This window comes from Bacillus sp. NEAU-Y102 (genome assembly GCF_054788175.1).
Window position 1 is genome coordinate 267,495 of sequence record NZ_JBTWFK010000006.1, and the last position, 12,626, is coordinate 280,120.

13 protein-coding genes are annotated in these 12,626 nt (G+C 36.9%); 4 read left to right on the top strand and 9 right to left on the bottom strand.

What is annotated here, in order from left to right; translation table 11 throughout:
- Nucleotides 1-9 precede the first annotated feature (9 nt).
- Nucleotides 10-372, bottom strand: a complete 363-nt coding sequence (locus ACYFX0_RS17395) for a YxeA family protein (RefSeq protein WP_000779933.1) — start codon at nucleotides 370-372, stop codon at nucleotides 10-12.
- A 234-nt stretch (nucleotides 373-606) separates the two neighbouring features.
- Between ACYFX0_RS17395 and ACYFX0_RS17400 the strand changes: the two genes are divergently transcribed.
- A complete protein-coding gene (locus tag ACYFX0_RS17400; protein ID WP_000996325.1) occupies nucleotides 607-1,644 on the top strand; it encodes a PTS sugar transporter subunit IIC in 1,038 nt (345 codons plus the stop codon).
- A 251-nt stretch (nucleotides 1,645-1,895) separates the two neighbouring features.
- Here the strand turns inward: ACYFX0_RS17400 and speB are convergent, their stop codons facing one another.
- The 4 genes from speB to ACYFX0_RS17420 form a co-directional block, all read right to left on the bottom strand.
- A complete protein-coding gene (gene speB / locus ACYFX0_RS17405; RefSeq protein WP_001209831.1) occupies nucleotides 1,896-2,768 on the bottom strand; it encodes an agmatinase in 873 nt (290 codons plus the stop codon).
- 219 nt (nucleotides 2,769-2,987) lie between these two features.
- Nucleotides 2,988-3,815: a polyamine aminopropyltransferase gene (speE, locus tag ACYFX0_RS17410; protein ID WP_000424696.1), complete on the bottom strand. Its 828-nt coding sequence runs from the start codon at nucleotides 3,813-3,815 to the stop codon at nucleotides 2,988-2,990.
- Nucleotides 3,816-3,979: 164 nt separating this feature from the next.
- A complete protein-coding gene (locus tag ACYFX0_RS17415) occupies nucleotides 3,980-5,143 on the bottom strand; it encodes an MFS transporter (RefSeq protein ID WP_000444236.1) in 1,164 nt (387 codons plus the stop codon).
- A 5-nt stretch (nucleotides 5,144-5,148) separates the two neighbouring features.
- Entirely contained in the window at nucleotides 5,149-5,556 is a 408-nt protein-coding gene (locus ACYFX0_RS17420; RefSeq protein ID WP_000276560.1) for a MerR family transcriptional regulator, read from the bottom strand.
- Between the two features lie 152 nt (nucleotides 5,557-5,708).
- Here ACYFX0_RS17420 and ACYFX0_RS17425 point away from each other — a divergent pair, with 152 nt between their 5' ends.
- Together ACYFX0_RS17425 and ACYFX0_RS17430 are read left to right on the top strand one after the other, a co-directional pair.
- On the top strand, nucleotides 5,709-6,434 hold the full coding sequence (locus tag ACYFX0_RS17425) for a glycerophosphodiester phosphodiesterase (RefSeq protein ID WP_000042780.1): 726 nt from the start codon (nucleotides 5,709-5,711) through the stop codon (nucleotides 6,432-6,434).
- 101 nt (nucleotides 6,435-6,535) lie between these two features.
- A complete protein-coding gene (locus ACYFX0_RS17430) occupies nucleotides 6,536-8,587 on the top strand; it encodes a transglycosylase domain-containing protein (RefSeq protein WP_079246218.1) in 2,052 nt (683 codons plus the stop codon).
- 34 nt (nucleotides 8,588-8,621) lie between these two features.
- Here ACYFX0_RS17430 and ACYFX0_RS17435 read toward each other — a convergent pair whose 3' ends face one another.
- Complete coding sequence (locus ACYFX0_RS17435) at nucleotides 8,622-9,131, bottom strand: YwhD family protein (protein WP_000136681.1); 510 nt, start codon at nucleotides 9,129-9,131, stop codon at nucleotides 8,622-8,624.
- 25 nt (nucleotides 9,132-9,156) lie between these two features.
- Nucleotides 9,157-9,831 (bottom strand): site-2 protease family protein, encoded by a 675-nt coding sequence (locus tag ACYFX0_RS17440; RefSeq protein WP_000372445.1) that lies wholly within the window; start codon nucleotides 9,829-9,831, stop codon nucleotides 9,157-9,159.
- Nucleotides 9,832-9,943: 112 nt separating this feature from the next.
- On the opposite strand from ACYFX0_RS17440, the gene ACYFX0_RS17445 reads away from it, so the two are divergent.
- Nucleotides 9,944-10,129 (top strand): 2-hydroxymuconate tautomerase, encoded by a 186-nt coding sequence (locus ACYFX0_RS17445; protein ID WP_001147171.1) that lies wholly within the window; start codon nucleotides 9,944-9,946, stop codon nucleotides 10,127-10,129.
- Nucleotides 10,130-10,168: 39 nt separating this feature from the next.
- Here the strand turns inward: ACYFX0_RS17445 and ACYFX0_RS17450 are convergent, their stop codons facing one another.
- Both ACYFX0_RS17450 and ACYFX0_RS17455 read right to left on the bottom strand, forming a co-directional pair.
- Nucleotides 10,169-11,473: an HD domain-containing protein gene (locus tag ACYFX0_RS17450; RefSeq protein ID WP_000262742.1), complete on the bottom strand. Its 1,305-nt coding sequence runs from the start codon at nucleotides 11,471-11,473 to the stop codon at nucleotides 10,169-10,171.
- A gap of 145 nt (nucleotides 11,474-11,618) precedes the next feature.
- Complete coding sequence (locus ACYFX0_RS17455) at nucleotides 11,619-12,554, bottom strand: ABC transporter substrate-binding protein (protein ID WP_106081701.1); 936 nt, start codon at nucleotides 12,552-12,554, stop codon at nucleotides 11,619-11,621.
- Nucleotides 12,555-12,626 lie beyond the last annotated feature (72 nt).

Sequence of the window (12,626 nt, forward strand, 5' to 3'; positions counted from 1 at the left end):
TCGCTCCTTTTATGGTTTTTCTATTTTTTGCAACGCTTTTTGCGGGATTGACTCTTTCGTTATTTCAGCCCATCCTTTTCCTTGCATACCTTTTGCATAAATTTTTATAAAAGCACCTGCATGCAATTCACGATTTACCATTCTTTTAATAATTTGTTGATTTCCGTCCTCTGTATACCCTTTAAATGTATACAAATACTCACCGTCTTTTTTCTCACCTTTATCTACAACCGCATAATAATCTTGTATTTCTTTATTTGAAAAGAAGTTGTCTACAAAAGCATGTACACCTTCTGTTTTTGTATTCAAATAATACGCTGTTCCCCCTAAAATAATGGCGAATACAGCTAAAACTTTAATGACCAATTTCATACATGCGCCTCCTGTTTTACACTTCTTTCTCACTAATGTTATGTCTATACCTGTATTATACGGAAAAGGGTATACTATACTCTATCGAAAAGTCTTACACAATCCTTACATTATTGTAAGGGATTTTTTCTTACAGCAAGTTCCCAAGAAAAAATTTTTCCGTTTCATACACTTTTATATTATTATTGAATGATACGAATTTTTATTACAAAAATCAAAGGAGACAGTTTTCAAATGGCTATCTTGCAAGGTTTAGCACTATTACTTGTTGTACTTTGTCTATTTACACTTTTCAGTTACCGTGCGCCTTACGGAATGAAGGCGATGGGTGCTTTAGCTAATGCAGCAATCGCAAGTTTTCTTATTGAAGCATTTCACCGTTATATAGGTGGAGAAATGTTTCACAATGACTTTTTACAATCAGTAGGAGAAGCTTCTGGTAGTATGAGCGGTGTTGCAGCAGCGATTTTAGTCGCATTAGCAATCGGTGTTTCCCCCGTATACGCTGTTTTAATTGGTATCGCTACTAGTGGATTCGGTATTTTACCAGGATTTTTCGCTGGATACGTTTGTGCCTTCGTCGTGAAATTTCTCGAAAAGAAATTACCAGCTGGTGTGGAATTTTTAGCAATCCTATTTATCGCTGCACCAATCTCACGTGGAATGGCAATGCTTATGGATCCGCTCGTTAACGCAACACTTGGTAAAATCGGTTCTATGATTTCAGTTGCAACTACAGAGAGTCCTATCATTATGGGTATTATGCTTGGTGGATTAATAACAGTTATTTCTACCTCTCCACTGAGTTCTATGGCACTAACTGCAATGCTTGGATTAACAGGTTTACCAATGGCAATTGGTAGTCTTGCCGTAGCAGCTTCAGCCCCGATGAACTTTATTTTCTTTAAACGATTAAAAATTTGTTCAAAGAAAGATACAATTGCTGTAGCAATCGAGCCTTTAACACAAGCCGATGTTGTCTCAGCAAATCCAATTCCAATTTATATGACAAATTTCGTTGGCGGTGCACTTGCCGGTATTATTACATCGCTATTCCAACTTGTTAATAATGCACCAGGAACAGCATCACCAATTCCAGGTCTTCTCGTCCTATTCGGATTTAATGACGTTATAAAAGTAACGATTGCTGCTGTACTATGTGGAATCGTTACCACTATTATCGGATACATCGGATCTATTGTGTTCCGCAAATATCCGATCCGCTCTGCTGATGAAATTCGCGGCGTTAATTCGGAAGAGAAAGTTGCATAAGAAAAAGAGTTATTCTCACCTTTTGAGAATAACTCTTTTTTTCATGTCTTGCCATGGTAAATAAGATTATATCGACGATTTTTATATATATCGACTTACCGACACATTCTGAGCGAGCCGCTTCCGCTTTTATTTCTATCCAGTTACGCCTCCTAGACCCTTGCGTCTAAGAACCTTCCCTGCTAAAAGGTAAAAAGCACCTTTTGCAGGGAAGAACCTTATTCACCGGGTCTAAACAGTCGGCTTCACTTTTACTTCACCCAACCGAGCAGCATTTCCCGCACGAATTTGCTTGCTGCGACTGGTGTTTGATCACTATGGTCGTAGACCGGAGCTACTTCTACTAAGTCTGCTCCAACTACATTTATATTTGAATTTGCAATTGCTACGATGGAATCTAATAATTCTTTAGATGTAATACCGCCAGCTTCTAACGTTCCTGTTCCTGGAGCGTGAGCTGGGTCTAATACATCAATGTCGATTGTGACATAGACTGGGCGTCCAGCAAGTTTCGGTAATACTTCTTTTAACGGTTCTAATACGTCAAATTTATATAAGTTCATACCTACTTCTTTCGCCCATTCAAATTCTTCCTTCATTCCAGAACGAATTCCGAAAGAATATACGTTTTCCGGACCAATTAAATCACACACTTTACGAATTGGTGTAGAGTGGGATAAAGGCTCCCCTTCATACGATTCACGTAAATCAGTATGAGCATCCATGTGGATGATTGCTAAATCCGGATATTTTTTTGCCATTGCCTTAAAAATTGGCCAAGACACTAGGTGCTCACCGCCGAGACCTAGTGGAAACTTATCGGCATCTAAAAGTTTTGATACATACTCTTCAATCATGTCTAAACTGCGTTGTGCGTTTCCGAATGGTAATGGGATATCACCCGCATCAAAATATTTTACCTCTTCTAATTCACGATCTAAATAAGGGCTATATTCTTCAAGACCGATTGATACTTCACGAATACGTGCAGGACCAAAGCGAGAACCTGGACGGTAACTTACTGTCCAATCCATAGGCATCCCGTAAATAACTACCTTTGACTCTTCAAAACTTGGATGACTTTTAATAAATACTTTACCTGAATAAGCTTCATCAAAACGCATATTCTTTTCCTCCTTATGTGGAACTTAAGGTATCCCAACCTTTCATTATTTCTCAAATTTGGAGCGAACTGCTCCTCTTTCTCGATTTACCGGTGTCTTCTTTTTTAACAATAAGAAGACGATTTTCTTTACAGGAGTGTAAGTAGCTAGCATGTTCAAGTCTTCTGGACAAACACCTTAAATGAGCTACCTACACTTTATTTGTTCAAACTCGATTTCTTACTTAATTAAATCGCCAACAAATTTCGGTAATGCGAATGCTGCATTGTGTAATTCTTTTGTGTAGTATTTCGTTTCGATTTCGTGGAAACGTTCTTCACTTACTTCTAATGGATCATGTTTTTTAGATCCAATTGTGAACGTCCAAAGACCACTTGGGTAAGTTGGGATGTTCGCTGTGTATAAACGAGTAATTGGGAAAATCTCTTTTACGTCTTTAAACACAGTTGTAATTAGTTCTGGTGTGAACCAAGGGTTGTCCGTTTGTGCAACGAAAATACCATCTTCTTTTAACGCTTTAGAGATTCCAGCGTAGAAACCTTTCGTAAATAAGTTTACTGCTGGGCCTACCGGCTCAGTAGAATCTACCATAATTACGTCGTATTCATTTTCGCTTTCTGCGATGTGTAGGAAACCGTCTCCTACTTTTACTTCTACACGCTCATTATCTAATGCGCCTGCAATTGATGGTAAGTATTGTTTAGAGTACTCAATTACTTTTCCATCGATTTCAACAAGAGTTGCTTTCTTTACACTTGGGTGTTTTAACACTTCGCGAATAACACCGCCATCGCCGCCGCCAACAACTAATACGTTCTCAGGGTTTGGATGTGTAAATAAAGGTACGTGCGCTACCATTTCGTGATAAACGAACTCGTCCTTTTCTGTTGTCATAACCATGCCGTCTAAAATAAGCATGTTTCCGAACTCTTCCGTTTCAACCATATCAAGTTTCTGGAATTCTGTTTGCTCCGTATGTAATGTGCGGTTAATACGCGCCGTAATCCCAAAATGTTTTGTTTGTTTTTCAGTGAACCATAGTTCCATCGTACAATCACGCCTTTCAATGCAAATTTATAATAGGGACATCATTAATGTCCCCTAACAAAAATAAAACAAAACATCCAAAATGTATAGTTAAAAGTACAAAAATACCGAAAATATATTTTAGTCAGAGGGTTCTAACATATGTGTATAAAGAAAACCCTTTCTTAAGAAAGGGTTTTCGTCTCTAGTTCTACTGGTTTACGAATTGGAATTAAGATCATAATACAACCAACTAACACAACAATTCCCCCAACTAAAAATGGGCTTTGTGGTGAAACTGTGTGCCCGATAACTCCTGATAAAATTGGAGCAATCGCACCACCTAACCAACGAACAAAGTTATAAACACCTGACGTAACAGATCTTTCATAAGGTGAAATATCCATTACATAACTTGTATATAATGCATTGTTTAAGCCAGATGCCAATCCTGATAAAACGATAAGAGTAATTTGTAACCACATAATTTTCACAAAGAATAGTGCAATTAAGAAAATCGCAAATACGAGTAAACTCCCCTTCAATAATGTTTTTGGTTCATATTTCCCTTCTAGCTTATGTGCTAAAATTGCAGAACCGTAAGCTAACGCCAGTCCCCATCCGCAAAATACAAAGCCTAATTGAATAGCTGATAAATGCATAATAAGTGGTGAATATGCTAACACAACAAAAAATCCGTAGTAGTATAGCATCCCTGAAATAGCACCTTGCATAAATGGTTTATACTTCACCAAGTTAAGTAATTCCCCTACGCCAGCAGCCTTACGCTTCACCTTTCGCTCTGGTTCTTTTACAAAAAAGAATACTAAAATAAATGCTAAGAAAATTAAAATACTCGTCGCGAAAAACGGATAACGCCAAGAATGTCCACCTAGTATTCCACCCAATAACGGCCCCCCAGCCATACCTAAGCCGATAGCTGCTTCGTATAATCCTACTGCTTCATGAACTTCTTTACTTAATGCTATTAACAGTGTCATTGCTGTCGCAAAAAACATCGCATTTCCTAATCCCCATCCAGCACGGAAAAGAGATAATTGAGCAATCGTTTGCGATATACCGCATATAAACGCAAATACAGTCACAATCGCAAGACCGATTGTCATCATTCGTTTATCACCAAATCTCGATGCAAATATACCAGCTGGTAACATCATGATTGCCATCGTTAAAATATAAGCGGTAAATAACATTTCAACTTGCCAATGCGTTGCACCAATTTTCTCAGCAATAATCGGCAAGATTGGGTCAACTACCCCTATACCCGAAAAGGCAAGAAAGGTAGCTACCACTGTAATCAATCTCCCTAGTTTTTGTTTGCTCTCCATTTTGATTACTCTCCTTTTGTGCTCTCTAAAAATGTTACTGCACGATGTAAACTATCTTCGAGTTCTGCCTTTACACGTTGCATTTGCTCCATTTTTTCGTCTAACGTTTGCACTTGTTTTTCAAGCATATCTTTAATTTCTTGAATCACTTCACGATCACGAGGGTTCTCGCTATTTCTTCTTTGCTCCATTCTTTCTTTTAGTGATAAGAAATGTTGCATTTCTTGAAGTGTGATTCCTAGCACTTCTTTCGCTTCTACAATTCTTTTAATTCTGGCAATATCCTCATCCGTATACAGACGAATATTCCCCTCACTACGTTCTGGGGGATGAATTAAACCAATTTCCTCATAATAACGAAGTGTACGTTTTGTTAAACCGACTTGCTTTGTTACTTCATCAATTTTATACATGTTTATTCCTCCCTTCACTCAATTATTACATTTTACGTTAACGTTAACTTTTCTGCAACTGTTAGACTTTTGTAAATGTTTGTCATATTCAATTGTATTTTCCCTAAAGCAGTTTCATAATGAAAGAAAAGAGATAATAAGGAGATTTTCATATGAGTAAACCACTTATTTTTGCTCACCGCGGAGTAAAAGGAACACATCCCGAAAATACGATGATTGCCTTCCAAGAAGCTGAACGCATTGGCGCTCACGGAATTGAACTCGATGTCCACCTATCAAAAGATGGTGAACTTGTCGTAATTCACGATGAAACCGTCGATCGTACAACAAATGGCGTTGGACTTGTTTCTGAAAAAACGGTAGAGGAATTACAATCATTGGACGCTGGTAGCCATAAAGCCCCTTCTTTCCAAGAAGCAAAAATTCCAACGTTGCGCGAGGTTTTCATTTGGCTTTCCACAACGAACTTACAACTAAATATCGAATTAAAAACAGATGTTATTCATTACCCAAATATTGAGGAAAAAGTTGTTGCACTTGTGCGTGAATATCATCTTTCAAATCAAATTGTATTTTCATCATTTAACCATGACTCTGTTTCATTATTAGCAGAAATTGCTCCTGAAATTCCAAGAGCAATTTTATATGATACACCGATTGCTGATCCAATTGCCGAAGCAAAACATAGAGAAGCAAGTGGATTACATCCAAACTTCCAGCTATTAACGAAAGAATTTGTGCAGTTAGCACAAGAGCAAGGATATGTTTTCCGTCCATATACAATTAACGAATACAAAGATTTACAAACTATGATTGATTATGGTGTAGATGTCATCATTACCGATTGGCCAGCACGTGCCTTTGAGCTCCTTTCTTAATGGAAGGGGCTTTTTTATTTTCGAAATTTCATTGTTTAAAATAAACGAAAACCCTCAATACTAATACAATAACGCTTGTATTAATGAGGGGCTGAAAAAAGATGGATCAAACTATGAATCCAAAACTTAAAAAATATAAACGTCTTTTCTTCACCGCAATGTTTTCTTGCGTCCTTTTCTTCGTTTTTTCTTTTTTTGTTATTATTATAGTTGCAAAAATTATGGGACCTCCTCCTGTTGCGGTCCCGCAAACAAGCGTCTTTTACGCAAACGATGATACCGTTATTGGACAAAGTAACGAAATTCAAAAACGTTACAATGTCTCTCTTAATGAAATTTCACCTTATGTAAAAGAAGCGACCCTTTCTATTGAAGATCAAAGATTTTATAAACATCACGGCTTCGATGTAAAACGGATTGCAGGTGCAATTGTTGCTGATTTAAAAGCAATGGCAAAGGTACAAGGAGCTAGTACAATTACACAACAATACGCGCGTAATCTGTATTTAGATCATGATAAAACGTGGAAACGGAAATTATTAGAGGCAATGTACACTGTCCGCCTTGAAGTAAACTATAATAAAAATCATATTTTAGAAGGATATTTAAATACAATTTATTACGGACATGGCGCTTATGGCATCGAAGCTGCGTCCCGTCTATATTTCGATAAAACAGCAAAAGAGTTAACATTAGCAGAAGCTAGTATGCTCGCAGGTATCCCAAAAGGGCCAAGTGTCTATTCTCCCTTTTTGAAAGAGGATCGTGCTAAAGGACGACAAGCCCTCATATTAGATGAAATGGTAGAACAAGGATATATTACGAAGCAACAAGCAGCCTTAGCGAAGAAAGAGCCACTAACTTTTGCCTCATTAGATACGAAAAAAGTAGCAGAGGTCGCACCATATTTCCAAGATGCTGTACAAGCTTCACTTCTTCGTGATGTTGGATTAGACGAACAAGCTTTACAACGAGGTGGCTTGCGAATTTATACAACGCTAGACCCTAAACTACAAGCTGTAGCAGAACAAGCTGTAAAAGATCATATACCTGACACAACAAACATACAAACTGCTCTCGTCTCTATGAATCCAACGACAGGTGAAGTGGCTGCTCTTGTTGGCGGAACTGATTATACTACGAGTCAATTTAACAGAGCTACACAAGCCATCCGTCAGCCTGGTTCTACATTTAAGCCATTTCTATATTATGCGGCATTAGAACGAGGATTCACACCTGCTACGCGCTTAAAAAGCGAATATACTGTATTCACCTTAGGTGACGGTGTTTCAAAGTATAAACCGAAGAACTATAAAGATTATTATGCCGATGATTTCGTAACGATGGCACAAGCTCTCGCAGTCTCTGATAACATATATGCTGTGAAAACGAATTTATTTTTAGGAGATGACGCGCTTGCAAAAACAGCGAAACAATTTGGAATTACAAGTGCATTAAAAGATGTGCCTTCTCTAGCTCTCGGTACATCACCAGTAAAACCAATTGAAATGGTCAACGCTTATAGCATGTTCGCAAACGGTGGAAAAGAAGTAAAACCTACTTTCATTCGCCGCATTATGGATCATGAAGGAAATATATTATACGATGCTCATTTAGAGAGTAAACAAGTTCTCGACAAGAGCAAAGCGTTTGTAATGGAAGAAATGATGACTGGTATGTTTAATAAGAAACTAAGCAGTTATGCTGCTGTAACTGGCCAATCGATGTTATCAAAATTATCAAGAACATATGCCGGAAAATCTGGTTCTACTGAAACGGATAGTTGGATGATCGGATTTACTCCGCAAATCGTAACTGGTGTATGGGTCGGATACGATCAACCTAAATCTATTTCAAACGTAGCAGAACAAGGATATGCGAAGAAAATATGGACTGATACGATGGAGAAAGGCTTAGATGGACAGCCAAAAAAAGAATTTAAACAACCAGGTGACGTCGTAGCGGTTAATATCAACCCAGAGAACGGTAAAATTGCTACAAAAAATTGTCCTATTTCTGTGAAAATGTACTTCGCTAAAGGTACCGAACCGACTGAATATTGTATGGATCACGTCGATGATAAAGAAGAATTTGAAAAAACGACTGAAGAAAAGAAAAAAACAAGTTGGTGGAAAAAATATCTTCCTTGGTAAAAAAAATAGCTGACGGGCATCCGTCAGCTATTTTTTATTCACTTAATAATGCACGGCGCAATTCTTCACCAGATTCGTTCCAAATCGCTTCATTATGTTCTTTCAAGAACGTACCAAGTACTTTTTTAGATGATTCATCCATATGGTCAACCATAATGTGACGCTTCATTGATTTATCCATTTTGTTTACGTGTTCTGGAAGTGATTTATATCCGCGGCGAATCTCACGGTCAACTGTCATTTCACAAGCTGTTACACCTGCGTAATACGCACCTGTCGCAGTTCTTTCAATCGTTACCCAAACAAGCCAAAATGGTTTTCCGTTTGGAACTTCATCTTTATTTGTTAAAAACTTAATACCTTTTTCTACTGTACTACGCGCATGCATCGCACCGATATCAACGAATGCAGTCTTCTCTAGTACATCAACAAATACAGGTGAAATGTTTTCTAAGCTTAATGCCCCAACACCAAATCCACCATGTCCATCTGTTGAATCATTTTTCACGATATTAAAACCGATTTTTTTCTTTTTCTCTGTCATATGTAAAATCCTCCTCACTTAAAAATTATAAAAGGCCAAAAATAGGCGCAATGATGCTATCTAAAAATACAAATACATGCGGAATAACTACCTGAAAAATAGGTTGAATTGTGTAATTACTAAGCGGTGTAATAACGAGAATTAATAACGCAATTGCCCCGTATTTTTCATACTGTGTCATTTTCGCGCGAATATTTGCTGGTGCTAAATCTTCCACTACGCGATACCCATCAAGTGGTGGGATCGGTAATAAGTTAAATACAAGTAAAACGATATTCAGCATAATAAAAATCTGGAAAAATTGAGCTAACGTATCTGCTACTGCAGATGGAATTGAGTATAATACACCAAATTTTAATAAGCTATACCAAATAATTAAACCAATTGCACTTAAAATTAAGTTACTAATCGGCCCTGCAATTGAAACTAATATGCCTGCAAGACGCGGTCTTTTAAAGTTATATGGGTTAACAGGAACCGGTCTTGCCCAACCGAATCCAAGAATTAATACTGCAATCAAACCGATAGGGTCTAAATGAGCCATCGGTGATAACGTTAAACGCCCTTGTCTCTTTGCTGTATCGTCCCCAAATTTATATGCAACATATGCATGTGCAAATTCATGAACGGATAATGCAATAATAATCGCCATTGCTACCAACGGAATTTCGTGCAATGGATATCTAAATAACTGATCCATACTTCATCTCCTCTTCCATATGTCAAAAAAAGAAATTATTTGTTTTTTCGATTGTTCTTCCCCATAATCCGCTATAATAAGAGTGTAACTTACATAAAAGGAGCGATTGTACATGCCATACGTAACAGTGAAAATGCTAGAAGGACGCACAGAAGAACAAAAGAAAGCTCTTGCTGAGAAAGTAACAGCAGCAGTAAGCGAAACAACTGGTGCTCCTGAAGAAAACATCGTTGTTTTCATCGAAGAAATGTCTAAAAACCATTATGCAGTTGGCGGAAAACGCTTAAGCGACAAATAATTTCAAGTTTTTTCATAAGAAGTAGCCATTAGCTGCTTCTTATTTCTTTCCTTCTAACAACTCAATAATTCTCTCTTTATATTTTCCTTTTCTTCCATCTTCATAGATTAAATCATGTGGATAGAATAACTTTTGATCCGTTCTTTTCTTACCTGTAATCGCCTCAACAATATCCGATTCACGTGAAAGCTCTCTAAGCTCTCCGTTTGGCATAAGAAGCAGGATTGGCAGACGCTCTTCTTCTTCTCCTGCACGATAAAAGTCATACGGTAAGTCCGATGTTGAATCAACTACTAAATAATACTCCGGATCAAGTCCAATCTTTTTAAATAAACTACTTAACTCCATCCAATTATCTAAACCGTGTTTATCTGTAAACTCTACATATTTAAATAGATTTCGATTCATAAAACGGCGACATAAATCGCTTAAAATTGGATCTTCTTCTTCCTGCCATACTTGGAAGTAGTAATACATAACGTTCTCGTCTAACTTTAAATAATCCTCTACTGTTACTTCTTCTTCAAATAAAGAATAGAAATGAACAGGATGATTTTTAAATGTGTAATACTTCTCGTGCAGTGATTTCGCACGGTGTAAAATCTTCGTTAAAATAACTTCTGCACTTCGCGTTACCGGATGGAAATATACTTGCCAATACATTTGATAACGACTCATAATGTAATGCTCAACAGCATGCATACCACTATTTTTAATGACTACTTGATTCCCATACGGACGCATTACACGCAGTATACGTTCCATATCGAAGTTTCCGTACTTTACGCCTGTAAAATAAGCATCTCTTAATAAATAATCCATACGATCCGCATCAATTTGACTCGAAATCATACTAATCGCTAATTTATTAGTAGACGTTTTTGCAATTACATCTGCTACCTTTTGTGGAAACTCCTTATCAACACGACTTAATACATCATTAATCTCCGTATTGCCAACGATAATCTTTTGCGTAAATTTCTCATGATCTAATGAAAATACTTTTTCAAACGAGTGAGAAAATGGGCCGTGGCCGACATCATGAAGTAATGCCGCACATAAACATAACAATCTATCTTCAGCATTCCAATTTGGTCTGCCATCAAACACATCATCAATCATACGACGAATAATTTCGTATACACCTAACGAATGAGTAAAGCGACTATGCTCTGCACCGTGAAATGTAAAAAATGTCGTTCCAAGCTGCTTAATACGGCGCAAGCGTTGAAATTCTTTCGTTCCGATTAAATCCCAAATAACACGATCACGCACGTGCACATATTTATGTACTGGGTCTTTAAACACTTTTGTTTCGCTGAGTTTGTCGTTTAAATATACCACTTTCCGACATCCCCCTTTCTTTACTACATTCTTACTTTATATTATAAACGAAATGAGAAACAGAAAGAAATGAAAGACTGTATTAATTCCCTTTATAAAAAGAAAAAATCACCTTTACCGAAGTAAAAGTGATTTCCTTTATACATTATTTACCTAAAACGAATTCAGCAACTTCGTCTAAGATCATATCTTTCCCTAATGGGAAGTAACCTTTGTTTAAGTCTTCATTTTTAATTGTAAATACGTGGTTGTTTTTAACAGCGTTCATGTTTTTCCAAATTGATTCTTCTTGGAATTCTTTTAAGCGCTGAGAACCGTCACCAGTTGTAAATACGAATAAGTAATCTGGGTTGTAATCGATTAAAGCTTCTTTTTGTACTTGTACTAACGGTTTATCAGTTGGTGTACCTTTAACTGCTGGTAGTTTTAAATCATTAAAGATTACGCTACCGTAACCGTAGTCACCGTATACGCGGAAAGCATTTGGATATGCAGCCATTTTCATAAATGTTGCTTCACCAGTTTTAGCGACGATTTTGTCATGTAATTTGCTTGCTTTTTCATCATACTTTTTGAACCATTCTTTTGTTTCTTTTTCTTTACCAAAGATTTGACCTACTTCTTGGAATTTTGGACGCCATTGATCTAATGGAGTGTTTAACATAACTGTTGGTGCAATTTTAGATAATTGATCATAAATCTTTTCTTGACGATTATTTACAAGAATTAAATCTGGTTTTGCAGCAGCTACTGCTTCGATGTTAATTTTATCGCCCCAAGCAGAACCAACTGGTTTAACGTCTTTTAGTTTCTTTTCAATATGTGCATCAATTTTTTCTTGAGATGTATTAGCAGTAATAACCGGTTTCATACCGAAAATTAATAATTCTTCTGTTGAACCACTAAGGTCAGCAATTTTCTTTGGATTTGCAGGAATTTTAATTTCCCCTTTTGCATGTTTTACAGTGCGCTCTTCAGTCTTTGCATCTGCTTTCTTTTCTTCTTTGTTAGAACAAGCTGCAAATAGTACAGAAGTCACAACTAGTACCATTGCTAATAGTGCCATTTTAAAATTCTTCATGTTCCCACTCCTTCTAGCTGTATTTATCTTATAAGTTACAATGAACTATAAGAAACAAATATAACAATTAAT

Excerpts from the sequence above, each read along its gene's own strand:
- ACYFX0_RS17425 (WP_000042780.1), top strand. The coding sequence starts at position 5,709 with ATGAGTAAACCACTTATTTTTGCTCACCGCGGAGTAAAAGGAACACAT.
- ACYFX0_RS17435 (WP_000136681.1), bottom strand. The coding sequence starts at position 9,131 with ATGACAGAGAAAAAGAAAAAAATCGGTTTTAATATCGTGAAAAATGAT.
- ACYFX0_RS17455 (WP_106081701.1), bottom strand. The coding sequence starts at position 12,554 with ATGAAGAATTTTAAAATGGCACTATTAGCAATGGTACTAGTTGTGACT.
- ACYFX0_RS17445 (WP_001147171.1), top strand. The coding sequence starts at position 9,944 with ATGCCATACGTAACAGTGAAAATGCTAGAAGGACGCACAGAAGAACAA.
- ACYFX0_RS17415 (WP_000444236.1), bottom strand. The coding sequence starts at position 5,143 with ATGGAGAGCAAACAAAAACTAGGGAGATTGATTACAGTGGTAGCTACC.
- ACYFX0_RS17430 (WP_079246218.1), top strand. The coding sequence starts at position 6,536 with ATGGATCAAACTATGAATCCAAAACTTAAAAAATATAAACGTCTTTTC.
- ACYFX0_RS17420 (WP_000276560.1), bottom strand. The coding sequence starts at position 5,556 with ATGTATAAAATTGATGAAGTAACAAAGCAAGTCGGTTTAACAAAACGT.
- speE (WP_000424696.1), bottom strand. The coding sequence starts at position 3,815 with ATGGAACTATGGTTCACTGAAAAACAAACAAAACATTTTGGGATTACG.
- ACYFX0_RS17395 (WP_000779933.1), bottom strand. The coding sequence starts at position 372 with ATGAAATTGGTCATTAAAGTTTTAGCTGTATTCGCCATTATTTTAGGG.
- ACYFX0_RS17440 (WP_000372445.1), bottom strand. The coding sequence starts at position 9,831 with ATGGATCAGTTATTTAGATATCCATTGCACGAAATTCCGTTGGTAGCA.
- speB (WP_001209831.1), bottom strand. The coding sequence starts at position 2,768 with ATGCGTTTTGATGAAGCTTATTCAGGTAAAGTATTTATTAAAAGTCAT.
- ACYFX0_RS17400 (WP_000996325.1), top strand. The coding sequence starts at position 607 with ATGGCTATCTTGCAAGGTTTAGCACTATTACTTGTTGTACTTTGTCTA.